Source organism: Aminobacter carboxidus (assembly GCF_014863355.1).
Lineage (GTDB): Bacteria > Pseudomonadota > Alphaproteobacteria > Rhizobiales > Rhizobiaceae > Aminobacter > Aminobacter carboxidus.
On record NZ_JACZEP010000001.1, the window covers coordinates 1,505,768 to 1,530,809 of the forward strand.

General features: G+C 63.9%; 24 protein-coding genes. 3 read left to right on the forward strand and 21 right to left on the reverse strand.

The features are described from left to right. Positions 1 to 5: 5 nt before the first annotated feature. The 4 genes from IHE39_RS07150 to IHE39_RS07165 are packed head-to-tail and all read right to left on the reverse strand — an operon-like array spanning position 6 to position 3,063. On the reverse strand, positions 6 to 719 hold the full coding sequence (locus tag IHE39_RS07150; RefSeq protein ID WP_192565936.1) for an ABC transporter ATP-binding protein: 714 nt from the start codon (positions 717 to 719) through the stop codon (positions 6 to 8). After that, the gene (locus IHE39_RS07155) at positions 712 to 1,479 is read right to left on the reverse strand and encodes an ABC transporter ATP-binding protein (RefSeq protein WP_312880719.1); all 768 of its coding nucleotides are present in this window, start codon (positions 1,477 to 1,479) and stop codon (positions 712 to 714) included. Before IHE39_RS07155 ends, IHE39_RS07150 begins: the two co-directional genes overlap by 8 nt. A 45-nt stretch (positions 1,480 to 1,524) precedes the next feature. Further along, positions 1,525 to 1,809 (reverse strand): DUF1330 domain-containing protein, encoded by a 285-nt coding sequence (locus IHE39_RS07160; protein WP_192565937.1) that lies wholly within the window; start codon positions 1,807 to 1,809, stop codon positions 1,525 to 1,527. Positions 1,810 to 1,866: 57 nt separating this feature from the next. Next, positions 1,867 to 3,063 carry an ABC transporter substrate-binding protein gene (locus tag IHE39_RS07165; protein ID WP_192565938.1) on the reverse strand — a complete coding sequence of 399 codons (1,197 nt, stop codon included), beginning with the start codon at positions 3,061 to 3,063 and terminating at the stop codon, positions 1,867 to 1,869. Between the two features lie 246 nt (positions 3,064 to 3,309). Here IHE39_RS07165 and IHE39_RS07170 point away from each other — a divergent pair, with 246 nt between their 5' ends. Next, on the forward strand, positions 3,310 to 4,914 hold the full coding sequence (locus IHE39_RS07170) for a GMC family oxidoreductase (RefSeq protein WP_192565939.1): 1,605 nt from the start codon (positions 3,310 to 3,312) through the stop codon (positions 4,912 to 4,914). Between the two features lie 4 nt (positions 4,915 to 4,918). Here the strand turns inward: IHE39_RS07170 and IHE39_RS07175 are convergent, their stop codons facing one another. The 5 genes from IHE39_RS07175 to IHE39_RS07195 form a co-directional block, all read right to left on the reverse strand. After that, positions 4,919 to 5,371 (reverse strand): nuclear transport factor 2 family protein, encoded by a 453-nt coding sequence (locus tag IHE39_RS07175; RefSeq protein ID WP_192565940.1) that lies wholly within the window; start codon positions 5,369 to 5,371, stop codon positions 4,919 to 4,921. Between the two features lies 1 nt (position 5,372). Then, complete coding sequence (locus IHE39_RS07180) at positions 5,373 to 6,314, reverse strand: alpha/beta hydrolase (protein ID WP_192565941.1); 942 nt, start codon at positions 6,312 to 6,314, stop codon at positions 5,373 to 5,375. Between the two features lie 135 nt (positions 6,315 to 6,449). After that, complete coding sequence (locus IHE39_RS07185; RefSeq protein WP_192565942.1) at positions 6,450 to 7,649, reverse strand: ABC transporter substrate-binding protein; 1,200 nt, start codon at positions 7,647 to 7,649, stop codon at positions 6,450 to 6,452. A gap of 103 nt (positions 7,650 to 7,752) precedes the next feature. After that, positions 7,753 to 8,517, reverse strand: coding sequence for an SDR family NAD(P)-dependent oxidoreductase (locus tag IHE39_RS07190; protein WP_192565943.1), 765 nt, complete (start codon positions 8,515 to 8,517; stop codon positions 7,753 to 7,755). Positions 8,518 to 8,648: 131 nt separating this feature from the next. Beyond that, positions 8,649 to 9,857 carry an ABC transporter substrate-binding protein gene (locus IHE39_RS07195; RefSeq protein WP_192565944.1) on the reverse strand — a complete coding sequence of 403 codons (1,209 nt, stop codon included), beginning with the start codon at positions 9,855 to 9,857 and terminating at the stop codon, positions 8,649 to 8,651. 225 nt (positions 9,858 to 10,082) lie between these two features. Here IHE39_RS07195 and IHE39_RS07200 point away from each other — a divergent pair, with 225 nt between their 5' ends. Beyond that, positions 10,083 to 11,228, forward strand: coding sequence for an LLM class flavin-dependent oxidoreductase (locus tag IHE39_RS07200; protein ID WP_192565945.1), 1,146 nt, complete (start codon positions 10,083 to 10,085; stop codon positions 11,226 to 11,228). A gap of 104 nt (positions 11,229 to 11,332) precedes the next feature. On the opposite strand, the gene IHE39_RS07205 is transcribed toward IHE39_RS07200, so the two are convergent. From IHE39_RS07205 to IHE39_RS07215, 3 genes are all read right to left on the reverse strand, one after another. Then, a complete protein-coding gene (locus IHE39_RS07205; RefSeq protein ID WP_192565946.1) occupies positions 11,333 to 11,830 on the reverse strand; it encodes a flavin reductase family protein in 498 nt (165 codons plus the stop codon). Positions 11,831 to 12,012: 182 nt separating this feature from the next. Continuing rightward, positions 12,013 to 13,146, reverse strand: coding sequence for a helix-turn-helix transcriptional regulator (locus IHE39_RS07210; RefSeq protein ID WP_192565947.1), 1,134 nt, complete (start codon positions 13,144 to 13,146; stop codon positions 12,013 to 12,015). Between the two features lie 2 nt (positions 13,147 to 13,148). After that, complete coding sequence (locus IHE39_RS07215) at positions 13,149 to 13,952, reverse strand: SDR family oxidoreductase (RefSeq protein WP_192565948.1); 804 nt, start codon at positions 13,950 to 13,952, stop codon at positions 13,149 to 13,151. A gap of 207 nt (positions 13,953 to 14,159) precedes the next feature. Between IHE39_RS07215 and IHE39_RS07220 the strand changes: the two genes are divergently transcribed. Continuing rightward, positions 14,160 to 15,746 (forward strand): FadD3 family acyl-CoA ligase, encoded by a 1,587-nt coding sequence (locus IHE39_RS07220; protein ID WP_192565949.1) that lies wholly within the window; start codon positions 14,160 to 14,162, stop codon positions 15,744 to 15,746. A 183-nt stretch (positions 15,747 to 15,929) separates the two neighbouring features. Here the strand turns inward: IHE39_RS07220 and IHE39_RS07225 are convergent, their stop codons facing one another. The 9 genes from IHE39_RS07225 to IHE39_RS07265 form a co-directional block, all read right to left on the reverse strand. After that, the gene (locus IHE39_RS07225; protein ID WP_192565950.1) at positions 15,930 to 16,835 is read right to left on the reverse strand and encodes an SDR family oxidoreductase; all 906 of its coding nucleotides are present in this window, start codon (positions 16,833 to 16,835) and stop codon (positions 15,930 to 15,932) included. Between the two features lie 11 nt (positions 16,836 to 16,846). After that, the gene (locus IHE39_RS07230) at positions 16,847 to 17,449 is read right to left on the reverse strand and encodes a gamma carbonic anhydrase family protein (protein ID WP_184767730.1); all 603 of its coding nucleotides are present in this window, start codon (positions 17,447 to 17,449) and stop codon (positions 16,847 to 16,849) included. 2 nt (positions 17,450 to 17,451) lie between these two features. Continuing rightward, positions 17,452 to 18,603 carry an acetyl-CoA C-acetyltransferase gene (locus IHE39_RS07235; RefSeq protein WP_192565951.1) on the reverse strand — a complete coding sequence of 384 codons (1,152 nt, stop codon included), beginning with the start codon at positions 18,601 to 18,603 and terminating at the stop codon, positions 17,452 to 17,454. Continuing rightward, positions 18,596 to 19,660 (reverse strand): acyl-CoA dehydrogenase family protein, encoded by a 1,065-nt coding sequence (locus IHE39_RS07240; RefSeq protein WP_192565952.1) that lies wholly within the window; start codon positions 19,658 to 19,660, stop codon positions 18,596 to 18,598. The genes IHE39_RS07235 and IHE39_RS07240 overlap by 8 nt, the downstream gene beginning before the upstream one ends. Positions 19,661 to 19,673: 13 nt before the next feature. Beyond that, positions 19,674 to 20,837: an acyl-CoA dehydrogenase family protein gene (locus IHE39_RS07245; protein ID WP_192565953.1), complete on the reverse strand. Its 1,164-nt coding sequence runs from the start codon at positions 20,835 to 20,837 to the stop codon at positions 19,674 to 19,676. 34 nt (positions 20,838 to 20,871) lie between these two features. After that, entirely contained in the window at positions 20,872 to 21,768 is an 897-nt protein-coding gene (locus IHE39_RS07250) for an enoyl-CoA hydratase (RefSeq protein ID WP_184767726.1), read from the reverse strand. A 114-nt stretch (positions 21,769 to 21,882) separates the two neighbouring features. Then, a complete protein-coding gene (locus IHE39_RS07255) occupies positions 21,883 to 22,827 on the reverse strand; it encodes an aldo/keto reductase (protein ID WP_184767725.1) in 945 nt (314 codons plus the stop codon). Between the two features lie 33 nt (positions 22,828 to 22,860). After that, positions 22,861 to 24,498 carry a GMC family oxidoreductase N-terminal domain-containing protein gene (locus IHE39_RS07260; protein ID WP_192565954.1) on the reverse strand — a complete coding sequence of 546 codons (1,638 nt, stop codon included), beginning with the start codon at positions 24,496 to 24,498 and terminating at the stop codon, positions 22,861 to 22,863. After that, complete coding sequence (locus tag IHE39_RS07265; RefSeq protein WP_192565955.1) at positions 24,495 to 25,037, reverse strand: thioesterase family protein; 543 nt, start codon at positions 25,035 to 25,037, stop codon at positions 24,495 to 24,497. Before IHE39_RS07265 ends, IHE39_RS07260 begins: the two co-directional genes overlap by 4 nt. Between the last annotated feature and the right edge of the window lie 5 nt (positions 25,038 to 25,042).

Below are 25,042 nucleotides of genomic sequence, written 5' to 3' on the forward strand. Positions count from 1 at the left end.
GGCCATCACACCCCGAGATAGTGTTGGATCTTGGCTTCGTTGCCGGCGAGTTCATCGCGGCTGAAGCGTTCGACGACCTTGCCGTGGTCGACGACGAAATGCCGATCGGCGAGTTTTGCAGCGAAGCGGAAGTTCTGCTCGACCAGAAGGATGGTGAAGCCCCTCGCCTTCAGCTTTTCGAGCACAACCGCGATCTGCTTGACGATGACGGGCGCAAGGCCTTCGGTCGGCTCGTCGAAAATCAGCAGCTTGGCCCCGGTGCGCAGAATGCGGCCGATGGCCAGCATCTGCTGCTCGCCGCCCGAAAGCTTGGTGCCGGGGCTCTGCCAGCGCGCCTTGAGGTTGGGGAACAGCTCGAGGATCTCGTCCACCGTCATGCCGCCCTTGGCGATGACAGGCGGTAGCTCGAGGTTTTCAGCCACAGAGAGGCTGGAGAAGATGCCGCGCTCTTCCGGGCAGTAGGCGATGCCGCGACGGGCGATAATCTCGGGCGGCCGGGCCGCGACATTTTCGCCGCGATAGGTAATGACACCGGTCTTCTTGCGAACCAGGCCCATGATGCAGCGCAGCGCAGTGGTCTTGCCGGCGCCATTGCGGCCGAGCAGCGTCACGAGTTCGCCTTCGCGGATGTCGAAATTCATGCCGTGGAGCGCTTTGCTCTCGCCATACCAGGCATGCAGATCGGCAATGTCGAGCACCACCTTGGAAGTCTCAGTCATCTGCGCCACCGATATAGGCTTCGATTACGCGCGGGTCGCGCGACACGGTCTCGTAGTTGCCTTCGGCGAGCACGCGTCCCTGCGCCAGCACGGTGATGGTGTCGGAAAGGGCAGCAACCACCGACAGATTGTGCTCGACCATCAGGATGGTGCGGTCGGCGGAAACCTTGCGGATCAGTTCGGCGATGCGATCGACATCCTCGTGGCCCATGCCCGAGGTCGGCTCGTCGAGCAGCAGCATCTCGGGGTCGAGCGCCAGTGTGGTGGCGATCTCGAGCGCGCGCTTGCGCCCGTATGGCAGGTTGACTGCGACGTGATCGCGATAGTTGAGCATGCCGACGGAATCGAGCAACTCGTCGATGCGGTCGTTGAGCACGCCAAGCGTGCGTTCGCTTTGCCAGAAGCGGTAGGAGGTACCAGTCGGCCGCTGAAGCGCCATGCGCACGTTTTCGCGCACGCTCATGCGCGGAAACACCGCCGAGATCTGGAACGATCGGACAATGCCCTTGCGCGCCACCTCTTCAGGCTTCAGGGCGGTGATGTCCTCGCCATTGTAGCGGATCGTGCCTTCGCTCGGCGCAAGGAACTTGGTGATCAAGTTGAAGGTCGTCGTCTTGCCAGCACCATTGGGGCCGATCAGGGCGTGGATGGTATTGCGCCGGACCTTGAGGTCGACGTCCTTCACGGCGGCGAAGCCGTAGAAATACCGGCTCAGTCCGGACGCCTCGATGATGTAGTCGTCCGCAGTGCCTTGTTGCACCTTGTCCTCCACGTTCTCTAGGAAATGCGCGGCACGGGTCGCCCGTCATGCGTCGACGAGAATGCCCTTGCCGCATGATGCCAGCTGCCGCAGCGCCACCACGTTCTGGTAGTCGGCCGAATGGTAGAAGCGCCGGGCATCCTCGGCGGTCGGAAACTCGACCACCGAGATCGACGCCGGCCGCCAGCCGCCTTCGAGGCTTTCGATGCGATCGCTCGACAAGACGAAACGCCCGCCGCTGGCGGCCATGATCGGGCCCGCAACCTCGCGGTAATGCGCCCAGGCGACCTCGTCGGTGACCTCGATCTCGAAGATCAGATAGCCGGGCACGTCGTTGCTCCCACCAGTCGAATGCCGGACCGCGAAATGGCGGTCCGGCATCGAGGATCAGCTCTTGCCCAGCTTGCAGGCGCTCTTGTCGATCGAGCGGAAAGCCTGGTCGGCCGGGACTGTGGTCACGACTTTGAACACATCCTGCGCGTCTGCCGCTTCGCCGGGCGCGCGCACTTCGAGCAGTTGCATGTCGTGCGCAAGGCGGCCGTTGGGCATAAGCGTCGCGTTCTTGGCAAACAGGTCGTTGATCTTGCCGTCGCGCAGCTTGGCGAGCACCGCGGTCGGCTCGTCGGTGCCTGCGGCCTTGACGGCATTCAGGTAATTAGTGGACGCGGAATAGGCGCCCGCCGCTACCCAGCCCGGCGCGTTGCCGGTTTTCTTCTGCATCTCTTCCTTGAAGTGCTTGGAAGCGTCGTCGGTGTTCCAGTACCAGGCAGCCGCGAACTGGATGCCCTTCAGCGCTTCGAGGCCGATTGCGCGCGCATCAGACTGGTGGAGCACTGTCAGCGCCACGCGCATGCCCTGGTCGATCAGGCCGAATTCCTGGACCTGCTTCAGCGCATTGACCAGTTCGGGACCGTTGACGGTCAGCGCCAAAACCTTGGCGCCCGATGCCTGCGCCTGCAGGATGTAGGACGAGAAGTCGGTAGTGCCGAGCGGCGCGCGCACCGAACCCAGAATCTTGCCACCCTCTTCCTCGACGGCGGTCTTAACGCCGGCTTCCAGCACCTTGCCGGCTTCATAGTCGGGCGACAGGATGAACCAGGTCTCGCCACCCGCCTTGAGCTGGGCGCTGACCGACGAGCGCACCTGCGAATAGGCGTCGTAGGCCCAGGCCAGGCCATAGCCATTGCAGTCGGCTTCGGTCATCTTGTCGGTCATCGGCGACACGAAGAAGCCGAGCTTCTTCTGCTCGCCGAGCAGGTTGTTGACCGAAAGCGCGATCGCCGAATTGGCGACGTCGAACAGAGCGTCGACATTGTCGCGCTCCAGCCATTCGCGGGCGATGGACAGTGCGATCTCGGGCTTGTTCTGGTGGTCGGCCGACACCAGCTCGATCGGCTTGCCCAGCACCTCGCCGCCGAAATCGGAGATGGCGAGCTTGACCGCCTCGGTCACTTCGGTGCCGCCGAGCGCGGAAAAGGACGAGCTCTGGTCGTTGAGCACGCCGAGCTTGACGCTGGCATCCTGTGCGGCGGCGGTCAGCGCGGTCGACAGCAGCAATGCTGCCGCAAGAATGGATTTTTTCATATCATTCCTCCCCAGGAACGTAGGCTTTGCTGCCGGTCTGGATGCGCGCCGGCGCTCATATGCGCGCAAGGCCGCCACGCCCGTTGGCGCGGAGACTCCTCAAGGAGAAATCACAGGATGCGGCATGGCAGAACATCGTCCATGCGGACTAGCGCATATGCTGGCACGGCTGGACCGCCTCGGCCTTCGCCTGGGCTAGTTCGTTTGCAGGATGCAAGTTACCGGCCTCGCCTTCGACATCGCGGCATGAGCGAATTCGATACAATCATCGTCGGCGCCGGGTCGGCCGGTTGCGTTCTGGCCAACAGGCTGAGCGAGGACCCGGGACATAGGGTGCTTGTCCTCGAGGCCGGACCATCAGACCTTCATCCCTTGATCCGGATGCCCCGGGGATGGGTCAAGCTGACCAGGCATCCGAAACGCTCCTGGAACTTTCCTGTCGAGCAGGAAGAGGGCCGGCCGGAAGCCGAGACATGGGCGCGCGGCCGCGGGCTTGGCGGATCGAGCTCGATCAACGGAATGCTCTATTGCCGGGGCGCGCCCGAGGACTACGACGGCTGGGCCGACTTCGGCGTCAAGGGCTGGAGCTGGACCGAGATGATGCCAGTCTTCCACAAGATCGAGAACCACCAGCTTGGTGGCAATACCATCAGGGGCGGCAATGGTCCCTTGCAGGTCAGCGTTCGTCCTCTAGCCGATCCTCTCGGCCAGGCGTTCCTCGACGCAGGCGCCTCGCTCGGCCTCGATCATCTCGACGATCTCAACGGCATCAGGCGAGATGGCGTCGGCACCTACGCGCATACGGTCGACCACAAGGGGCGGCGCATGAGCGCGGCTCGCGCCTTCCTCCGACCGGCGATGCGGCGCAAGAACCTCGTCGTCCTCACCGGCGCGCAGGTCGGGCGCATCCTGTTCGAAGGCCGTCGAGCGGTCGGCGTCGAATATGTCGCGGGCGATCGCCAACGCACCGCGCGGGCGGAAAGCGAGGTCATCGTCGCCTGCGGCGCGATCCAGTCGCCGCAACTGCTGCAGGTTTCCGGTATCGGCCGCCCCGACGTTATGTTGTCAGCCGGGGTCGATACGATCGCCGACCTGCCGGGCGTCGGCCGCAACTTGGCCGAGCATCTTGTCGTGGCACTGCCCTATCGCCTTGCCGGAATGCATGGCCACAACCCCAGGCTCAGCGGCCTGCGTTTGATTGGCGAGGTCATACGCTATTACCTCGCCGGCACAGGGCTTATGAGCTTCGGTGCGTCAGAAATGGGCGGGTTCGTCCGCTCCTCGCCTGACGTCGCCTTTCCGGACCTGCAACTGTCGTTGTCGCCCTACACCTTTGCCCGCGGGCTGCTGCAAGGCAGGCTGAATCTGGAGGACAAGCCCGGCATCACCATCATCGGCTACGCTTTGCGACCTGAAAGCCGCGGCGAGATCACGATCCGCACAGCCGAGATGCGCGACAAGCCTTCGATCCGGGCGAACTGGCTGGCGACCGAAAACGACCGGCGCACCGCCGTTGCCATGATGCGCATCATGCGCGACTTCGTGGCACAACCGGCCTTGCGACACTTCGTCAAGGAAGAGCTGTGGCCGGGCAAGGCCATTCAGACCGACGACGAGTTGTTGGCTGCCTTCCGCTCGACTTTCGTGTCGGGCCTGCACGCGGTCGGCACCTGCCGCATGGGCACGGACGCAAACGCCGTGGTCGACGAGCGCCTGCGCGCCCGCGGCGTCAAAGGCCTGCGCGTCGTCGATGCCTCGGTGATCCCGGCGCCGATCTCTGGCAACACCAACGGCCCGGTCATGGCGCTGGCCTGGCGCGCGGCAGACCTGATCCTCGAAGAACGAGGATGAACTCTCAGAAATCGAAGAATTCAGAGCGTGCGCTGCTGAACGCCTTTTCGAGGCGATGCACTATGCGCCAGCCGGTTTCAGTTTTGCGATAGCGCACGTCGTACCGGCCGCAAGCCGTGCGGCTCATGGTGTGGTTGGCCGCGATCCGGCCGATGGCGACGAACTGGAAATGCAGGTGCCCTGAGGCCTCGTCGCCATCGATGTCGAGCAATGGCAGGCCCGGTACATGTACGCCGGTGAATTTCGCGGTGAATTCCCGGCAGAAGGCCGACAGCTGGTCCCTGCCCTCCACCTTGAGCGGTGGACGATCACCAACCGCAGCGATCTCGAACACGCCATCTCCTGTGAAGACGTCGGCCCAGCCATTGCCGCCGCTGTCCCAGGCGCGGGCGTAACGCGCCTCCAGCGCGATAAGGTCGAGCATGGCCTCGGCGCGCGCCAGCCGTGCTTCCATCATCTCACCCCCTCACTGCAAATGCACCGCGCAGCCGCGCGCCGCCATGGTCGATGGCTTGGCGCGCTTTGCCGATCAGCCCAACCATGCTGGCAAAGCCGTGCGAGACGCCGTCATAGCGCCGCGCCTCGACATCGACGCCGGCCTCGGCCAACGCCATGCAGAAGGACTCGACCTCGCTGCGCAACGGGTCGAATTCGGCCATGGCGACCGTCGTCTGCGGCAGCTTTGCAAGATCGGCCGACCGCAGCAATGCGACGCGCGGATCGGTCAACTCCTCCGGTTGGCCGACATATTGGCGCCAGTACCAGCGCATCATCTCGGCACTGAGGAACAGCGTTTGCGGGAAGGTTTTATAGGTTTGGCCAGAGGCCGTGGGGTCTGCGGCAGGATAAAACAACAAGAGGTGCCGCAGTATCCGGCGTACATCAGGCGACGCATGGAGTGACGCCGCCGCCGCCAGATTGCCGCCCGCGCTGTCACCGGCCAGCGCCAGACGTTCCGGATCACAGCCCAATGCGGAGGCGTTGGCTGCGGCCCATTCAAGCGCAGCCAACGCATCTTCATAGGCCGCCGGAAACTTGTGCTCGGGCGCCAGCCGGTAGTCGATCGACAGCACCGCGCAATCGCCCGCCTTGGCCAAGGCCCGGCAGAAATTGTCATGGGTTTCAAGCGAGCACAGCACGAACCCGCCGCCATGGCAGAAGACGAGCAGCGGCAGTCTCTTGCCCCCGCGCGGCTTGTAATGCCGTGCCGGAATAGCCCTTGCTCCACCGGCAATGCTGACGTCCTCGACCGAGGCCATCTCGGTACGCTCGGTTGGCCATCCCGCGGCATTCACGGCCGCGCGCAAGGCTGGAATGTCGACATTGGCCAGGTCGAGCGGTGGCCGCCTGGCGATGATTTCCGCTATCGCAGCAATATCCGCATCGAGCGCCATGTCCATCGCCAACCTCCCCGGCATTTTCTCCGCCGAATGAAGGACAGCCCTACGGTTCGTCGCATCGTTCAATCGGGTGAGCCCACGAAAAAGGCGCCGCCGGATGCCGGCGACGCCTTCGCAGACCAGCTGTTCTGCGGCTTACTGGGCGCAGTCGGCGCGCTCGACGAGGCCGTCCTCGCGTGGCTGGTCCGGGTTCTTGACGATCTTCAGACTGGTTGCAGGTGGCAGAAAATGGTTGCTTGTGCTGGCCGACAGCCTGCCAACTATGGTGTCGACCGTCTGGACGTTATTTTCCAGCCAGTCCGTCAGCGACGGTCCGTCGGTCTTGCCTGAGCCGTTCATCGCAGCAGCCAGCAGATAAGGCTGGATGTAATAGAGCTGAAGCGAAGCCGGCCCGCCGATACGTTCGAGCTCCGGGACAGCTGCCTTGGCGCGCTTGGTGTATTGCGCGAACAACGACCTGCCAAGCGGATCTCCATCGCAATAGGTCAGCCCTTCGAACTGCAGGCTATAGACCCCCTCGAATGGGTCGTGTCCGATGACGGTTGCGTTGCCCACGGCAGTCGTGGTCATTGTCGGGCTGGCCAGCACCGGCACATCCCAGCCGATATCCATCCGGTTTTCGAGGAACCTGCGGGCATCGTCTCCGGTCGAATTGATCAACACCAGGACTTCCGCTCCGGAACCGCGTAGCCCCAGCAATTGGGGCGTCATGTCTTCGGTGCGGAAGGTGAATTCTTGCACCCCAGAAGGTTCGACGCCTTTGTCCTTCATGTAGGGAACGATGTCGGCAATGGCCGATTTCGCCGCCCCGCCATTGTCGGAGATCAACCCGATCTTGCTGACCTTCAAGGTGTTGAGCGCATATTCGATGCTGGGAATGAGCTGGTTGGCACCGCGTGGCGAGGTGGTGAAATGATATGGCGCCATTTCCACCGTGATCTGCGTCGACGCGGCGGTTGAAATCTGGGTCACCTTGCCCTCTGTGGTCACAGCAAGTGTCGGCACCGTTTCCTGGCTTGTCGCCGGGCCGAGCACAGCCTCCACCTTTTCGCTATCGACCAGGCGCCGCGCCTCGTTCAGGGCGTGTGTCGGATCGCTCATCGTGTCGGCCATCACCAGCTCGAGCTTCTTGCCCAGGACACCGCCCGACGCATTGATCTCGTCGATCGCCAGCCTCCAGGCGGTCTCGGCGATCTTGCCGATCGATGCCGCGCCTCCGGTGACCGACACCAGGCCGCCGATCCTGATGGTATCCTCGGCCTTGGCACTTCCGGCACCCAGCATCATTGTCCACAAAAGTGCGAGCACGGCTTTCCTAAAAGCGGTTCCAGGCATTGCAACTCCTCCAATTTGCATGATTGCGTCTACGACTTCCCCCACCCGGCAGCCCGTTGGCGTGCCGGTAAGTTCCCAAGATGTTTGTTGCTTGATGCTCTGTTCAGCGGGCCAGAAACCCGCCATCGACCGGCAGGCAGACGCCGTTGACGTAGGCGGCGGCTGGCGAGCACAGCCATACGACGGCTTCCGCCAGATCGTTTGGCTGCCCGAAGCGCGATTGCGGGATCGTTGCCAATGCCGCTCGGCCAATATCGGCATTTTCGAAGAAGCGGCTGGTCATCGGCGTTTCGACGACACCTGGAGCAACCGCGTTGCAGCGGATGTTGCGTGCTGCATATTCCTCGCAGACCACCTTGGTAAGGCCCAGCACCCCATGCTTGGCCGCGACATAGGCCGCGATGTTGGGACTGCTGCGAAACCCCATGATCGAGCTCGTATTGACGATCACCCCGCCGCCGCTCTCCAGCATCAGCGGGAGCTCGTATTTGGTGCAGTAGAAAACGCCTGACAGATTGACATCCATGACCTTGCGCCAAACGTCGAGATCGTAGGTTGCGACATCGGCGCGGTCTGGTCCACCGCCAGAAATGCCGGCGTTGTTGAAAGCCATGTCGAGGCGGCCAAAACGCTTGCGTGTGGCCTCGACCATGTTTCGGCACTGCTCGGCTTCGCCAACGTTGGTCGAAACCGCGATCGCCGCGCCGCCCGCCTGGACAATTTCGTTGGCCAGGGCACGAATGCCGGCTTCATCCGTGTCGGCAAGCACGACCGACGCGCCCCGACTGGCGAAGGCAAGTGCCGTGGCGCGGCCGATTCCGTTGGCAGCGCCAGTCACCAGCGCCACCTTGCCCTTCATTTCGGCCATCAATTCCTCCCTGATACCTGGCTTCGATTGAAGCCAGCCAGGGGCGTTGCAGCATCGTTCGATCGGGTGAGCCGACGAAAAAGGCGCCGCCGGATACCGGCGGCGCCTTCGTAAGATGAACCGTTCGCTGCCTACTTGGCGCAGTCAGCGCGTTCAACGAGGCCGTCCTCGCGCAACTGGTAGGGGTTCTTGACGACCTTGAGGCTTTCCACAGACGGTAGGAAGTGGTTGTCGGCACTGGCCGCCAGCTTGCCCGTCAACGTCTTGATCTCGCTGGCATTGGCTTCGATCCAGGCGGCGACCGACTTGCCGTCGGTCTTGCCCGAGCCGTTCATGGCAGCGGCCAGGATGAAGGGCTGGATGTAGTAGGGCACCAGCGCAGAGGGGCCGCCCATGCGGTCGAGATCGGCGATGTCGGCCTTGGCCTTCTCGGCGAATTTGGCGAACGGCTTCTCGCCAAGCGCATCCCCCGGGCAGTAGGTCATGCCTTCGAACTGCACCGAATAGACGCCTTCGAACGGTTCGTTGCCGATGGTGGCGGCGTTGCCGACGGCGTAGTTGGTCATGGTCAAGCTCGCCAGCACCGGCACGTCCCAGCCGATGTCGTAGCGGTTTTCCAGCATCTTGCGGGCGTCGTCGCCGATCGAATTGATCAGAAGCACCGCCTCAGCTTCCGAGCTGCGCAGCGAAAACAGCTGCGGGGTCATGTCCTCGGTGCGGAAGGCAAATTCCTGCACGGCTACAGGCTCGACGCCCTTGGACTTCATGTAGTTGACGATGTCGGAAACAGCAGCTTTCGACATGCCGCCATTGTCGGAGATCAGCGCCAGCTTGGTCAGCTTCAGCATGTCGAGCGCATAGGCGATGTTGGGGATCATCTGGTTCTCGCCGATCGGCGAAGTCGAGAAATGATACGGGCCAACCTGCGGCGTCAGTTGCGTTGAGGCGGCGCTGGAAATCTGAGCGATGTTGGCCTCGGTGCCGATCGGCATCAGCGGCGTCGTTTCCTGGCTGGTCGCCGGGCCGACAACCGCCTGCACCTTCTCGCTTTCGATCAGGCGGCGCATTTCGCTTACGCCATGCGTCGGGTCTGTCATGGTGTCGGCGAGCACCAGTTCGACCTTCTTGCCCAAAATGCCACCGGCCGCATTGATATCGTCGACGGCGCGCTTCCACGCCACTTCGGCATTCTTGCCGATCGAGGCACCCGCGCCGGTCAGCGACATGATGCCGCCGATCTTGATAGTCTCCTCGGCCTGGGCAGTACTGATACCCGCCAGGGCGGTGAACGACATCAGGGCGGCGACGAGCGCGCGCCGGCTGCGAATGCTGGAAGTCATAGTCTGGTCTCCACGGAAATCGATGCCGCCGTTTCGGCCTAACGCGATTGCCACACATCGTCCATAAGGACCATTGAATTGAGCCAGCGCGTTTCCGTTCTGGCCCAACAGGCGCCGACCTTGGGGAAACGCCCTCACCCGATCGAACGATGAACTTCCGGGGCTCCCACCTGAGACTTGTGCCCATGCCGAGAAGGGCATTTGTCTCAAGCGGAGGAGCCTGCAGTGAAATTTTCCATGATCTACGAGGCACAGATCGCCGAAACCCATCGCGAGGCCGAACAGCAGGTATTTCGCGAAATGGCCGAACAATGTGTCCAGCTCGACAGGCAAGGTTTCGACGGCGTCTGGTGCGTCGAGCACCATGGCCTGACGCAATATTCGCACATGTCAGCGCCCGAGACGTTCCTGGCCTTTGTCGCAGGCCAGACGAAGAAGCTCGAGATCGGCCATGGTGTCGTCTGTCTGCCACCGGCGATGAACCATCCGATCAAAGTGGCCGAGCGTGTCGCCATGCTCGACATTCTGTCGAACGGCCGGGTCAATTTCGGCGTCGGCAAGGGCGGCAGTCAGCAGGAGGCCGGCGCCTTCGGCTACCAGCTTGCCGAATTGCAGCCACTGATCGACGAAAGCATGTACCTGATACCGCGCCTCTTCACCGAAGACAGCGTCGAGCATGACGGACAGTACATCAAGTTCCCCGCCCGCCCGGTGCATCCCAAGCCGCTGCAGGACCCGCATCCGCGCATGTACATGGCCTGCACGCGCTGGGAGGCGGTGGTGACCGCCGGTTCGCGCGGCCTCGGCGCGCTGGTCATGGGCTTCGGCGGGCCGGACGAGATCAAGACCAAGAGCGACGCCTATCGCAAGGCTTTTGCCGAGCGCAAGGCAGAGGATCAGGTCGGTTTCCGCCCAACCGAGCACCTGTCGGCGCTGTGCCCGGCCATCGTCATGCGCGATCGCGACAAGGCCCGGCGCATCGGCCTGCGTGGCCAGCGCTTCTTTGCCGAGGCGCTGTCGCATTGGTACCAGGGCGGTCCGAAGCCTGAGGTCGACGACATGAGCCCTGAGGAACATCTGGCTGCGCTCGACAAGGTGCGCAAGCACAAGTTTGCCAAGCTCGGCGAAGACAAGATCGCCTATAATCCGCAGGCCTATGGCTATCTCGACGACATCAACGACGCCTATGGCACGCCCGAGGATTGCATCCGTTATGTCGAGCGGCTGTTCCAGGCTGGCGCCGACGAGATCATGTTTCTGTCGCAGATGGGCACTGTACCGCACGAGGCGATCATGGAAACGATCGAGCTGATCGGCAGCGAGGTGATCCCGCATTTCCGCGGCAAGAAGCTGCGTGTCGCCGCCGAATGATCCGTCCGAGCGACCGGAGCATCCAGCCGGTCGCCTCTCTCAAAACGAAAGGGCCGGCACTTGATGCCGGCCCTTTCGTTTCTGTGGATTCTGGGAATTCCTAGTCACATGGCGAGATGGGCCCCGACATAGCGGGCGTCGGCATAGATCAGCGGTTCGATGCTGCCGAACAGTGCGACGTCGGTGACCCGTCCGACGAACACGCCGTGGGTGCCGTAATAGAACTCGCCGTCATTGGCGCAGAAGATGTTGGCCTGCGCGTCGCCGAGATAGGGAATGCCGTCACGCTCGCGCCAGTCGCCTTCGGCAAAGCGCGCCTCGCCCTTCACCTGCCCGCCGCAGCGTTGCGCCAGGGCTTCATGATTGCGGGCCAATATGTTGACGCAGAAAGGCGACTTCGCCTGAAAGGCTTCAAAGATCGACGCGCTGCGATTGACGCATGCAAGCAGCGATGGCGGCTCCATGCACAGGCTGTCGACGGCAGTGGCCGCCATGGCCAGACGTTGGCCATGATAATTCGTTGTCAGGATGACGACCGATTTCGCCAACCGACGCATCGCCGCCCGGGTATCCGTCACCAGCTCATTGATCTCAACGGACATTTCGCGCTCCTCCTGCCGACGTCCTTCAATGAACGGATCATCGCGCAGAGGGCGCCTTGCGGCATCGTTCGAACGGGCGAGCCAAGCAACTCCAGGAAAAGTGTGGCGTGGTTTCCGTGCGGAGTTGCGTCAGGGCAAGAAGCTAGAGCTTTCCCGCGTTTCGTAGAAAAGCGGAAAAAGCTCTAGCTCAGTTCGTCGACCGAGCGCAAAAGCAGCCGCACCAGCTCGCTCTGCCTGGAAACGCCGGTCTTGGAAAACACCATGCGCAGATGCGCCTTGGCCGTGTTCTTGGTGACGCCGAGGGCTGCACTGGCGTCATAGAGGTCGAGACCCTGCCCCATCAGTGCGGCGAGTTCGGCTTCGGCCGGCGTCAGCCCGAACAGCCGGACAAGGATCGCCGGCTGCGGCGCCACCGTGCTGCCGGCGTCAGCGATGATGACGAGTGCCGCCCCGCGTAATGGCGCATGCAGCTTGGCGGAATGTGGTGCCGGCCGTACGACGAGGCCGAGCGCTTCGCCGCTGGAGCGATGGATTGAAAACGCCCGCGAGCCGGGAAAGGAGGCGGGGTCCGCTTCCGCGATCTCGGCGACTGCCGCAGCGAACGCGCCGCTTGGCCCTGCCTCATCAAGCAGGCGCAGCCGCCCACGATCGTTCTTCAGCACGTCCTTTTCGGCCAGGATCGCCTCGGCCTGCGGCGTTGTCTGCAGGATGCGGCACTCCTTGTCGACGATGATCGCACCGACGGCCAACCGTCCCAGCGCGCCGGCAAAAAGCTCGCGTTCGGATTCGAGGCCGTTGAGCCGCAGGAACAGGCTCATCGCTTGCGTCAGATGCGGCAGCAGCAGCTGGAATGTCTGGCGCTCACTGGTGCCGAAATTGTCGCGACCCAGCACCCGCGTTGCCCGCATCCGCACCCTTGCACCCGACGCCTCCACAATGTCGGCGCCCACGACATGCATCCAGCCAGAACCGGTCATGAAGCTTGTCATGAATTCCGAATGCGAAAAGCCTTCCTCGCCGACGAGCTCGGCCAGCGTCGTCACCTTGCCGAGCGGCAGGTCGATGAACGGATCCTGCCTGTAGAGGGCGTTGTAGCGGGCGATGCGCTCTTCCGACGCCGCGCCGGAATAGATGGCGCCCGGCCTGTCGCGGCGCTGGCGCTCGATGATCAGCGTGCTGCTCTCGGCATCTACCGCCGCACGCAACGCCTTGAGGAAGCCGTCGAACGGTCTGGCCTCGCTGATGCCGGCATAGAGCAACTCGACCAGCCGGTCGTGAGCGGGTCCGACGGCCGGAGCTTCCGCCCGATCGGCCACGGTCAGTTCGCGTCCGGTGCGTAACGCTTGATCAGGTCGAGGAACAACGGCGTCTCGCCGCCGCCATGAACCTCGAGCGTCGCGCCGGTGACAAAGGTCGCCGTCGGGCTGGCGAGATAGAGTGCGGCGCGTGCGATGTCGTCGCCGCGACCCATGCGCTGCATCGGCACCGATGCGGCAATCGCCTGCTGGGCTTCGCGCGAACCATAAGTCTCGTCGGCCTTCTCGGTCTCAATGAGGCCTACGACGATGGCATTGACGCGCACTTTGGGTGCCCATTCCTGGGCAAGGCTGGTGGTCAGGCTGAGCAGACCAGCCTTGGCCGCGCCGTAGACCGACGTGCCCGGCGACGGGCGGCGGCCGGAAACGCTGGCGATGTTGATGATGTTACCGCCTTCCGGCAGCTTGGCCATCCAATGATAGACCGCTTGCGACAGGTAAACCGGCGCCATCAGGTTGAGATTGACGATTGCGTCGGAGAAGCGCGGCGACACTGTGGCTGCGTCGACATGCGGCGAGCCGCCGGCATTGTTGACCAGAACGTCGATCCGGCCATGTTCTTCGCCGACGCGATCGGCGAGTTCCTTGCAGGCCTGCGCGGTGCGCACGTCGCATTGCATGAAGATCGCCCGGCGCCCGTTGGAATGCGGCAGGCTGTCGGGCTCGGTGCGGGCGCAGACGACGACGGTGGCGCCTGCTCCCAGGAAGCCCTCGGCAATCGCCCGGCCGATGCCCTTGGTGCCGCCGGTGACGAGAACAACCCTTCCCTCAAAGGTCGCCGGGGCCGGTTGCGGGGCGTTGCTCATGTCGAAACTCCAGGCTGCTCGGGCGTCGTCGCGCATCTGCCGTTGCGCGCAGTTCTACACGGCTTTAAGTCGATCTTTGGCGGGATTATTCGTCCCTTCGGACGATGCTGGGCCGCCTCCCATGCCTATGTTCCGGCAAACTAGCCCGGTTGGCACACAAGCGCCCAGCCAAATCGTCGCATCGGCCCGCGCCCGACAGGTAACCAGATGATATCAGAAGACGCCGACTGGAAATTCACCACCATTCCAAATCTCTGCGCGCGCGCCGCCGAAGTCTACGGTACGCGAACGGCGGTCGAGGATGGCGGCGTCTCGCTGAACTTCGTCGAGCTCGACGCCATGCGCCGCCGCGTCGCCAAGGCGATGATCGCCGCTGGCGTGCAGAAAGGCGACCGGATCATGATCTGGGCGCCCAACACCTGGCAGTGGTTCGCCACAGCACTCGGCCTGGTGACGGCAGGCGCTGTGCTCATTCCCGCCAGCACCCGCTTCAAGGGCACCGAGATCGCCGAACTGGTCAAGCGCAGCGGCACCTCGATGCTGTTTTCTGCCGGCACGTTCCTGGGGACCTACTATCCGGACCAGCTGAAGGTCGAAACGCGCGACGCCTTGCGCCATGTCGTGGTCATCGGCGAAACGCGCGGCGACGACAGGAGCTGGGCCAGCTTCGTTGCATCGGGCGACAGCGTCAGCGACGCTGAACTTGCCGCGCGCGAGGCAGCGGTCGGCCCTGATGACCTGTGCGACATGCTCTTCACCTCCGGTACCACGGGGTACCCGAAGGGCGTCATGTATGGCCACCAGCAGTGCCTCAAGGCGATCGACGCATGGGCCACCCGCGTCGGCATCCGCGAGCATGACCGCATCCTTGTCATCCCGCCCTTCTTCCACGCCTTCGGCTACCGCTCGGGTGCCATCGTTGCGATGATGCGTGGCGCCGTTCTGATGCCGCACCTCACCTATGATGCCGGCGAGATCCTGAAGCGCGTCTCGGAGGAAAAGATCAACGTCATCCCCGGTCCGCCAGCCATTTTCCAGGGTATGCTGCAGCATCCGGAACTTGCGAAATTCGATACCTCCAGCCTGCGCCTCGGTGTCACCGGCGGCGCCGTGGTTCCTTCGGTCCTGATCCGCCGCATGCGCGAGGAACTCGGCATTGCCGGCGTCGTCAACGGCTACGGCCTGACCGAATGCGGCGGCTATGGCACCATGTGTCTGGCGACCGACAGCGACGACGTCATCGCCAATACCGCCGGCAAGGCAGCACCTGGCGTCGAAGTCCGCATCATGGATGACATCGGCAATTTCCTGCCCGACGGTCAGCCGGGCGAAGTCGTGGTTCGCGGCTACATCGTCATGAAGGGTTACTTCAACGACCCCGAGGCAACCGCCAAGACCATCGACGCAGAGGGTTGGCTGCACACCGGCGACGTCGGCTACTTCGACGCCGACGGCAATTTGCGTATCGAGGATCGTCTCAAGGACATGTACATCACCGGCGGCTTCAACTGCTATCCGGCCGAGATCGAACGCATGCTGAGCACCCATCCGGCGATCGGCATCGTCGCCGTTATCGGTGTAGCAGACGAGCGCCTCGGCGAGGTCGGCAAGGCCTATGTCGTGCTGCGGCCGGGAACGAACGCGACCGAGAAAGAGATCATCGACTGGTCGCGCGCCAACATGGCCAATTACAAATGCCCGCGCAGCGTCGAAATCCGCCCCTCGCTGCCGACCAGCCCGCAAGGCAAGGTACTCAAGAACCTGTTGCGCGAAGAGGCTCCCCAACCGGCCTGAGTTCCCGCCGCCTGCCTCCGATCAGGCGGCGGGCGACAGAAATCCGGACTGGAAGATTGCGGCGCTTCGGCGCCGTTTTCTTTGGGCGGACCCTGCCGCGCCGCCTGCATCGCGAGACCTCATCCAAACGCAAAAAGGGCGCCGGTTGCCCGACGCCCTTTTCAGGTCCTTGCTGCTAGCTGGCTAAGAGCCGTAGACCGGCTTCGGCGTCGGACGCGTTGCCACCAGTTCGCCGATCTTGTCGCCCAAAGCCGCGGCATCCCAACGGCTGCCCTTGTCGAATTCGGGCCCGTCGTTCCAGCCAAGGCAAACCCGGATCTTGCCGCCGATCAGCTCGAAGATCTGACCGGTCACGTCGGCTGAGGCCGCGCTGCACAGCCAGGCAACCAGTGGCGAGGTATTCTCGGGCGCGAAGATGTCGAACTCGCCATCTTTCGCCTGCATCGCATCGGCAAAGGCAGTCTCGGTCATGCGTGTGCGGGCGTTGGGTGCAAGGCCGTTCGCGGTGATGCCATAGCGGCGCAGCTCGGCCGCCTGCACCAGCGTCAGCGAAGCGATGCCGCCCTTGGCCGCCGAATAGGCGCTCTGGCCGACGCTGCCCTGCAAGCCAGCGCCCGACGAAGTGTTGACGATGCGGGCATCGACTGCCTTGCCGGCCTTCTGCTGGGCGCGCCAATAGTCGACGGCATGACGGCTGACGCAGAAATGGCCGCGCAGGTGCACGCGCAGCACCGCGTCCCACTCGTCAGGCGTACACGACACGAACATGCGGTCGCGGACGAATCCGGCATTGTTGACCACCGCATGCAGGTCGCCGAAGGTGTCGATTGCGGCCTTGACGATGCGCCCCCCAGCCTCGAAATCGGTGACGTCGTCATAATTGGCGACGGCCTGGCCACCCATCGCGCTGATCTCGTCAACCACCTGCTGTGCCGGCGTCTCCGTGGTCGCATCGCCGTGGGTGCCGACGCCGAGATCGTTGACCACCACCTTGGCGCCCTCGGCCGCGAGGCCGAGTGCATAGGCGCGGCCCAGGCCGCGGCCGGCGCCGGTGACGATCACAACCCTGTTTTCGCAGATCCCTGCCATGTCAGTCCTTCTCACTTTGTCCTTGTCGACAGTCGCACGGCGCGGGCCTGCCCAACATTGCGCTTGCGGTCGGGCTCCGCCGCACGCAGCGGTTCGCATTCCACGAGGTCGGCAAGCGACCGGTCGGCCAGCCGCTGGTACTCGCCGTCGCCATTATTGCGCCAGATGATCGCCGCCTCGGGCATCTCCTTGATCACCTTGGCCGGATTGCCAGCGATCAGGCTGCGTGGTGGCGTCACAACCTCGTTCTTCACCAGGCTGAGCGCCGCGACCAGGCTGTCGTCGCCGATGACGGCACCGTCGAGCACCACTGCATTCATGCCAATCAGCGCGTTTTCGCCCACCGTGCAGCCATGCAGGATAGCGCCGTGGCCCACCGTCGCACCGCGGCCGACGACGCAGTCGGAACCGGCACCGGTGTGCAAGGTGCAATTGTCCTGCACACTGGCATCGCCGACAACGGTGATGCGGCCAAAATCCCCCCGGAGCGAAGCGCCCGGCCCGATGTAGCAGCGCGGGCCGATGGTCACGTCGCCGATCAGCACGGCCGACGGGTGCAGATAGGTGGTCGGGTCGACCACCGGCACAATGCCCTCGAAGCTATAGACCGGCATGGTCAGAGCCTTTCGATGATCGTCACGTTGGCCTGGCCGCCGCCTTCGCACATGGTCTGCAGCGCATAGCGACCGTTGCGGCGCTCGAGTTCGTTCAGCATCGTCGTCATGATGCGCGCGCCGGTAGCGCCAAGCGGATGGCCGAGCGCGATGGCGCCGCCATTGACGTTGACCTTGTCGCGCGGCACGCCAAGATCCTTGATCCAGGCAAGCGGGATCGAAGCGAAGGCCTCGTTGCACTCGAACAGGTCGATGTCGTCGATCTTCAGCCCGGTCTTCGCCAGCGCATGACGGGTCGCCGGGATCGGTGCGGTCAGCATCCAGACGGGATCGTCACCGCGCACGCTGATGTGGTGGATGCGGGCGCGCGGCTTGAGGTTGTGGTCTTTCACCGCCTGTTCCGAGGCAATCAGCAGGGCCGCCGACGCATCCGAGTTCTGGCTGGCGACGCCGGCATGCACGCGGCCGCCCTCGATCAGCGTCTTCAGCGTCGCCATCTTCTCAAGCGTCGTGTCGCGGCGCGGCGTCTCGTCCACGGCGAAGTCGCCGACGGGCACGATTTCATCAGCGAAACGGCCCGCGTCGATGGCGGCAATCGCGCGCTGGTGGCTTTCGAGCGCGAACTGTTCCATCTCGTCGCGGCTGCACTGCCACTTCTCGGCGATCATCTCGGCCGAGCGGAACTGGCCGACCTCCTGGTTGCCGTAGCGGGCGAGCCAGCCCGGCGAGGTGCTGAACGGATCGGGGAAGCCGAACTGCGGCCCGACCAGCATGGCCGACGCCATCGGGATCATGTTCATGTTCTGCACGCCACCGGCGATCACCAGATCCTGCGTGCCGCTCATCACCGCCTGGGCGGCGAAATGCACCGCCTGCTGGGCCGAACCGCACTGGCGATCGACGGTCACGCCAGGCACATGGTCGGGCAGGCCCGCCACCAGCCAGCAGGTGCGGGCAATGTCACCGGCCTGCGAACCGATCGTGTCAGTGCAGCCATAGATAACATCGTCAACCGCGTTCGGGTCGATGCCGGTACGCGCCATCAGCGCCTTGATCGGGTGGGCACCCAGATCGGCCGAATGCATCTGCGCGAGCGCGCCCTTCTTGCGGCCGACCGGCGTGCGGACGGCGTCGACGATATAGGCTTCAGGCATTTGCGGCCTCTCTGGCAAAGGTGTGTTCAGGTCCGAGCGGACGCGCTAAAACGCGGGCTGCTACGCGCTCGCGGTGGAAGGCGGGACCGCCCCACCAGTTGGTCAGCGCGATGCCGCGCTTGAGGAAGAAGTGGACATCGACTTCCCAGGAATAGCCCATGGCGCCGTGAACCTGGATCGAGGTGCGGGCGGCGACGTCTGAAGCATCGGTGCAGGCGAGCTTGGCCTGTGAAATACGGGCGCGGCTGTAGATGTCGCCCTGTTCGAGCTGCGCGGCGGCGGCATGCAGCACCGGCCGGGCAAACTCGATCTTGACCTGCGCGGTTGCGAGATGATGCTTGACCGCCTGGTAGGAGCCGATCGGTTTGCCGAACTGCTGGCGCTCCTTGGCGTAGGCGACACCGAGGTCAACGCAGCGCTGGGCGATGCCCTGCATCTGCGCGGCGGCAAAAAGTGCGCCCCGGTCGAGCGCTGCAGCGAGAGCGGCATCGGCTTCGTTGGCTTCGGCGATCAGTGTTTCGGCACTCGGCTCGAACGCGACCGTGAACAGCCGGCGGAACGGATCGACGCTCGGCTGCGCCACGATCCTGGCCTTGGCGGCCTCGACCAGATGTACCGCCCCGTTGCGCACAACGAGCACCGCTTCGGCCGTGTCGGCATCAGCGACGAAGGGATTGGCCGGATGGGCAACGCTGACAGTCACCTCGCCTGCCAAAGCGCGTTCCAGCAGTGCAGCGGCGCGGTCGTTGCTGGCGAAGGCCGCGAGCAGCGGCAGCGCCACCCCCGCATTCTCGACCAGCGGTTCCGGCAATCCGGCATAACCGCAGACCTCGGCGATCTGAACAAAGTCGATCGCGGACAAGCCGAGCCCGCCTTTGTCCTCCGGCACAAGCGCGCCTGCGAGACCCATCTGGACAATCTTGGCCCAGCGCGCTTCGTCGCGGGCAGCGCCTTCGCCCATCAATCGGCGCAGGTCGGCCGGCTGGCAGGCATCGGCGAGCAGCTCGCGGACGACATCCGCCGTCATCGTCTGTTCTTCGGAGAAACGGAAATCCATCTGTCGTCCCTCCTTATGCGCGAGGCAGACCGAGCATACGCTCGGCGATGATGTTGCGCTGGATCTCGTTCGAACCGGCATAGATCGGCCCGGCCAGCGAGAAGAAGTAGCCGTCCAGCCAGCGGCCGATGCCACCGGCTTCCGGCGCGCGGCGCAGCAGCTCCGCGCGGGCACCGAGGATCGACAATGCCGCCTTGTGCATGGCGATGTCCATTTCCGACCAGAATATCTTGTTGGTGCTGGCCTCAGCACCAATATGGCCGCCTGCGGCGAGCCGCGACGCGGTGGCATAGATCGACAGCGCATAGGCCTCGGCATCCATCCACGATTGCAGCACCGCTGCGCGAACCGTTGGTTCGACTTCGGCCTCATGCGCCTTGTAGAGATCGACCAGCTTGCGCGCCGCCACCTGGAATCGCGCCGGGCTGCGCAGCATCAGGCCACGCTCGAAGCCGGCCGTCGCCATGCAGATGTTCCAGCCCTCGCCCTCGCCGCCGAGGCGGTTGAAGGCAGGCACGCGCACGTCGTCGAGGAAGATTTCGGCAAAACCGGTCTCGCCATCGATCTGCGGTATCGCCTGCACCCGCACGCCGGGCGCATCAAGCGGGAAGAAGATCAGCGACAGGCCCTTGTGGCGTTGCGAGGCCGGATCGGTGCGGAACAGCCCGAAGGCCCAGTCGGCGAAGACGGCGCGCGAGGACCAGATCTTGTGACCCTTGAGCACATATTCGTCGCCTTCGAGCACGGCGCTGGCGCGCACGGCAGCAAGGTCGGAACCGGCCTGCGGCTCGGACCAGGCCTGCGCCCAGATCTCGTCACCCGAAGCCATCGCCGTCAGGAAGCGTGCCTTCTGCTCATCCGTGCCATATTCCATCAGCGTCGGGCCGAGCAGGAAGATGCCGTTCTGGTTGACGCGCAGCGGCGCACCGGCGCGGTAGTATTCTTCCTCGAATGTCAGCCACTGGATCAGGTCGAGGCCGCGCCCACCATAGCTTTCCGGCCAAGTCACCATGCCCCAGCGGCCTTCGGCCAGCACGCGTTCCCAGGCGCGGTGCGCCTCAAAACCTTCGCGGCTGGCGTCGAAGGACGGTAGCGGCTTTTCAGGTACATGATTTTCGAGCCAGGAGCGCACTTCCTGCCGGAAGGCTTTCTGCTCGTCGGTGCAATCAAGATCCACGCTTGGAAATTCCCGTTGGTCGGCAGCGGCGGGCTCAGGCCTCGCCGGCCTGCTTTTTGTTGGCGGCGGCCATGCTCCTGGCGTCCTGCCCGCCCAGCGTGTTGCCGGTGGTCAGGTCGTTCTGGGCATGGGCGAAATGATGCATGTGGTAATGCGCGTCCATGGCGGTGCGCTTGCCGCGCAGGTCCTCGACATGGTTGATCGCCTGCTTGGAGAGCCAGAGCCCCAGGCGCGGATACTGCGCCAACTTCTCGGCCATCGCCCGGCCGGCAGCTTCGAGCTCGTCGCGGGTCACGACCTTGTTGACCATGCCGTACTGTTCGGCCCGCACGGCCGACATACGCTCACCCATCATCAGGAATTCCTTGGCGACACGCGGCGGCAGCTCGAAGGCATGGGCAAAGTATTCGACGCCGGGAATACCCATGCGCACCACCGGGTCCTGGAAGAACGCGTCGTCGGTGGCGACGATAAAGTCGCAGACCCAGGCCAGCATCAGCCCGCCGGCGACGCAGGCGCCCTGGACCAGGGCGATGGTCGGCTTGGGCAGATCACGCCAACGCCGGCACATGCCGAGATAGACTTCGTGCTCCCTGGTATAGAGCATCTCGGCCGCAGGCTTGTTGGTGTGGTCGGACCACATCAGGCGGCGATCGAAGGTCTTGTTGACGTCGCGGCCCGGCGTGCCGATATCGTGACCGGCCGAAAAATGCTTGCCCGCGCCGCGCAGAATGATGACCTTGACCGCATCGTCGTCGACAGCGCGTTTGAAGGCGTCATCGAGCGCATAGGTCATCTGCGAGTTCTGGGCATTGTTGAACGTCGGACGGTTCATCGTCACCCAGGCAATCGGGCCCTCGGCTTCATAGAGAACCGGCTCGGCCGTCTCATAGGTGATGTCTGCCGTGCGCGGCTCAACCAGATCGCTCATTTCAAGGTTTCCGCTGACGATTCAACTCAGTAGCTGACGGGAAACTACGTTCCCCGCCAAGGGGTGCAATCGTCCAAAGGGACTAACGCACCAGCAGCGTTGTGCGCCGCACAATCACTTGCAGATCGTGTCGATCTCGGCGAGTTCCGGCCCCGTCAGCTTCCAAGAGGCAGCCGCAGCATTGGCCACCACCTGCTCCGGACGGGTGGCGCCGGCAATGACGCTCGAGACAATCGGCTGGCAAGCGAGCCAGGAGAAAGCGAGTTCCAGGATGGTGCGCCCGTGCGCCGCGCTGAAGGCGATCAGCTTCTCGACCTTGTCGAGATTGGCCTCGGTCAGGCCTGATTTGAAATAGGCCATGTTCATGCGCGTGTCCTCGGGCATGACCTGGCCCTTGCGGTACTTACCGGTCAACAGGCCGCTCGCCAGCGGGAAATAGGGCAGCAGGGTCATGCCGGTGCGGCGCATTGCCGGGAACAGCTCAGTCTCCGCCGCGCGCGAAATGAGATTGTATTCGGCCTGAGTGGACTGCAGGCCGTGCAGATTGTGGTGGCGCGAGGTCCAGCTGGCATCGACCAGCATCCAGGCCGGCAAGTTCGAGCAGCCGAGATAGCGCACCTTGCCTTGTTTCACGAGGTCGTCCAGCGCCCTCAGCGTCTCCTCGATCGGCGTCTGTGTGTCAGGGAAATGATATTGGTAAAGGTCGATGTAATCGGTCTTGAGCCGGCGCAGGCTGTCTTCGACCGCGCCCATGATGTAGCCGCGCGAGCCATTGTAGCGGTTGGACTTCTCGCGGTTGAGCGGCGAGGCGAACTTGGTTGCCAGCACCACTTGCTTGCGGCGGTCGCCGAGCACCTCGCCCAGCGTGGTCTCCGACCCGCCATTGACGCCATAGGAGTCCGAGGTGTCGAGCAGCGTGATGCCGGCATCAAGCGCCGAATGGATCACCTTGCGAGTCGCGTCGGTGTCGAGGCTCTTGATCATGCCGCCAAAATTGTTACAGCCGAGACCGACCACCGAAACCTCAAGGCCCGTGCGGCCGAGAACGCGCTTTTCCATCTCTTCTACTCCATCGCTTTCATTCGCTAACGATCAAAATTCGTCGGCAAGCTGCCTAGCCGCGGCCTTGATCATGTCGGCAGCCTTTTCCGCGATCATCACCGTCGCGGCATAGGTGTTGCCGTTGACCAGCACCGGCATGATCGACGCGTCGGCCACGCGCAGCCGCTCGACGCCACGCACCCGCAACTGCGGATCGACCACCGAATCTAGGTCGGCGCCCATCCGGCACGTGCCGGCGGCATGGTAATGCGTCACCGCCGACGCGACGATGTCCTCGGCAATGTCATCGAGCGAACGGATCGGCCGCGCCGGCAGAAGCTCCTTGTCGAGAGCGCAGCGCAGCGCCGGCTGGTTGACTATCGCGCGGGTCCGGTCGGCCCCTTCGACGAGGATTCTCAGGTCGCGCGGATCGGAGAAATAGTTCGGTGAGATCGCAGCGTGCGCCATCGGATCGGCCGACTTCAGCGTCACCTGCCCGCGGCTGTAGGGCGAGCCGTGGTTGAGCAGCAGCGTGAAGCCATGTTCCCGCGGCAGGATGCCGAGCACACCGGGCCCGCGACGGATCACCGTTGCCGGTGCCATGCAGACCTGGATCTCGCTGCCCGGATCGCCTTCGACGGCATGGAAATAGCCCGACGTCGGGAACAGCCCGCGGCTAAGTACCCCGCGACGCTGGAACAGGTATTGCGCGCCCGCCTTCAGCGCGCCCCACGGCCTGACATGCGTGTAGGCGCTGACCGGCTTGGTCGTCGTGTACATCAGCCGGTACATCGGATGGTTCTGCAGGTTCCGCCCAACCTCAGGCCGGTCGGCGGCAACCTTGATGCCGAGTTCCTGCAGGCCACGCTCCTCACCCACACCCGACAGCATCAGCAGTTGCGGCGAGTTGACCGCGCCGCCGCTGAGGATCACTTCCTTGACCGCCCGCGCCACACGCGGTCGGCCTTCATACGCAAACTCCACGCCCGTGGCGATGCCGGCCTCGATGATCACGCGCAGCACAGGCGCATTAGCGATCAGCGTCAAGTTCGGCCGCTTCAGCGCCGGATGCAGGAAGGCCGCGGCCGTACTCGACCGTTTGCCTTTTCCGATGGTCAGGTCGACATGGCCGAAGGCTTCCGGCGCATCCTTGTTGAGGTCGTCAGTCAGCGGCAGGCCTTCCCCAGCCGCCGCATCGAGGAACATGTCGCAGACCGGCGCTGTACCTTGCCCCTTCGAAACCTGCATCGGTCCGCTGCCGCCATGGATGTCGCTGGCGCCGCGCTCATTGGTCTCGGACTTCTTGAAGTACGGCAGCACGTCGTCATAGCCCCAGCCGTCACAGCCCAGCGCCTTCCAGTTGTCGTAGTCGCGGCGGTGGCCGCGCATGTACATCATGCCGTTGATCGAGCTGGAGCCGCCGACAATCTTGCCTTGCGCCCAGTAGAGCTTGCGCCCGCCCAGCGCTTCCACCGGCTCGCTTTCGTAGCTCCAGTTGTAGGCCGGGTGCGTGCCGGTCACGACATTGGCGCCGGGAATGCGGATCAACATGCCCGTGTCCAGCCCGCCGGCCTCAATGACCGCAACCCGAACATTCGGGTTCTCGGACAGCCGCGCGGCAAGCACGCAGCCGGCAGCGCCTGCGCCAACGACGACGTAGTCGAACTCGAGATCTGCGGTGAAGTTCACGTCCTGGTCCTGAAGTCGCGCCGCACAACGCCTTTCGGCCAAGGCAGCCGCGCATGTTCATGGGAAAGCCTCGTCAGCAGATCGGCCACGTCGCGCTCGACGATCCGGGCCGCCTTGCGCAGGCGCAGGTCGACATGGATCGACAGGCCCTCGACTGACGCTGCGCGATAATTCCGGTCGACATTCCACAGTTCATGGAAATGGTGGACGCGCTTGAGGTCGGTCCACAGCACGACGCTGCGCGCCTCCAGCCTGGCATCGGGCATCAGTTCGCGCTCGTAACGCACGCTCTTTTCCAGCCTAAAAAAGCTGTAGCTGGTGCGCCTGATGTACTCGTCATGGATGCCGAAGACCTCGAATAGGTCGCTTTCGGCGATGTCGAAGACGTGGTCGTACCACGACACGTTCATGTGCCGGTTGACGTCGAGCCAATGCGGCTCGACCTTACCGCGGAAACTGACGTAGGGGCGCGGCGCGTCTTCGGCAGCTCCGGCATTCGCGCCCAAAACCTCGTCCCCGACCGCGCCCTCGTCGTTCATCAGCC

Excerpts from the sequence above, each read along its gene's own strand:
- IHE39_RS07180 (WP_192565941.1), bottom strand. The coding sequence starts at position 6,314 with ATGGACATGGCGCTCGATGCGGATATTGCTGCGATAGCGGAAATCATC.
- IHE39_RS07225 (WP_192565950.1), bottom strand. The coding sequence starts at position 16,835 with ATGGCAGGGATCTGCGAAAACAGGGTTGTGATCGTCACCGGCGCCGGC.
- IHE39_RS07255 (WP_184767725.1), bottom strand. The coding sequence starts at position 22,827 with ATGGAAAAGCGCGTTCTCGGCCGCACGGGCCTTGAGGTTTCGGTGGTC.
- IHE39_RS07250 (WP_184767726.1), bottom strand. The coding sequence starts at position 21,768 with ATGAGCGATCTGGTTGAGCCGCGCACGGCAGACATCACCTATGAGACG.
- IHE39_RS07230 (WP_184767730.1), bottom strand. The coding sequence starts at position 17,449 with ATGCCGGTCTATAGCTTCGAGGGCATTGTGCCGGTGGTCGACCCGACC.
- IHE39_RS07170 (WP_192565939.1), top strand. The coding sequence starts at position 3,310 with ATGAGCGAATTCGATACAATCATCGTCGGCGCCGGGTCGGCCGGTTGC.
- IHE39_RS07185 (WP_192565942.1), bottom strand. The coding sequence starts at position 7,649 with ATGCCTGGAACCGCTTTTAGGAAAGCCGTGCTCGCACTTTTGTGGACA.
- IHE39_RS07215 (WP_192565948.1), bottom strand. The coding sequence starts at position 13,952 with ATGAGCAACGCCCCGCAACCGGCCCCGGCGACCTTTGAGGGAAGGGTT.
- IHE39_RS07240 (WP_192565952.1), bottom strand. The coding sequence starts at position 19,660 with ATGGATTTCCGTTTCTCCGAAGAACAGACGATGACGGCGGATGTCGTC.
- IHE39_RS07205 (WP_192565946.1), bottom strand. The coding sequence starts at position 11,830 with ATGTCCGTTGAGATCAATGAGCTGGTGACGGATACCCGGGCGGCGATG.
- IHE39_RS07175 (WP_192565940.1), bottom strand. The coding sequence starts at position 5,371 with ATGATGGAAGCACGGCTGGCGCGCGCCGAGGCCATGCTCGACCTTATC.
- IHE39_RS07220 (WP_192565949.1), top strand. The coding sequence starts at position 14,160 with ATGATATCAGAAGACGCCGACTGGAAATTCACCACCATTCCAAATCTC.
- IHE39_RS07195 (WP_192565944.1), bottom strand. The coding sequence starts at position 9,857 with ATGACTTCCAGCATTCGCAGCCGGCGCGCGCTCGTCGCCGCCCTGATG.
- IHE39_RS07150 (WP_192565936.1), bottom strand. The coding sequence starts at position 719 with ATGACTGAGACTTCCAAGGTGGTGCTCGACATTGCCGATCTGCATGCC.
- IHE39_RS07235 (WP_192565951.1), bottom strand. The coding sequence starts at position 18,603 with ATGCCTGAAGCCTATATCGTCGACGCCGTCCGCACGCCGGTCGGCCGC.
- IHE39_RS07265 (WP_192565955.1), bottom strand. The coding sequence starts at position 25,037 with ATGAACGACGAGGGCGCGGTCGGGGACGAGGTTTTGGGCGCGAATGCC.
- IHE39_RS07165 (WP_192565938.1), bottom strand. The coding sequence starts at position 3,063 with ATGAAAAAATCCATTCTTGCGGCAGCATTGCTGCTGTCGACCGCGCTG.
- IHE39_RS07190 (WP_192565943.1), bottom strand. The coding sequence starts at position 8,517 with ATGGCCGAAATGAAGGGCAAGGTGGCGCTGGTGACTGGCGCTGCCAAC.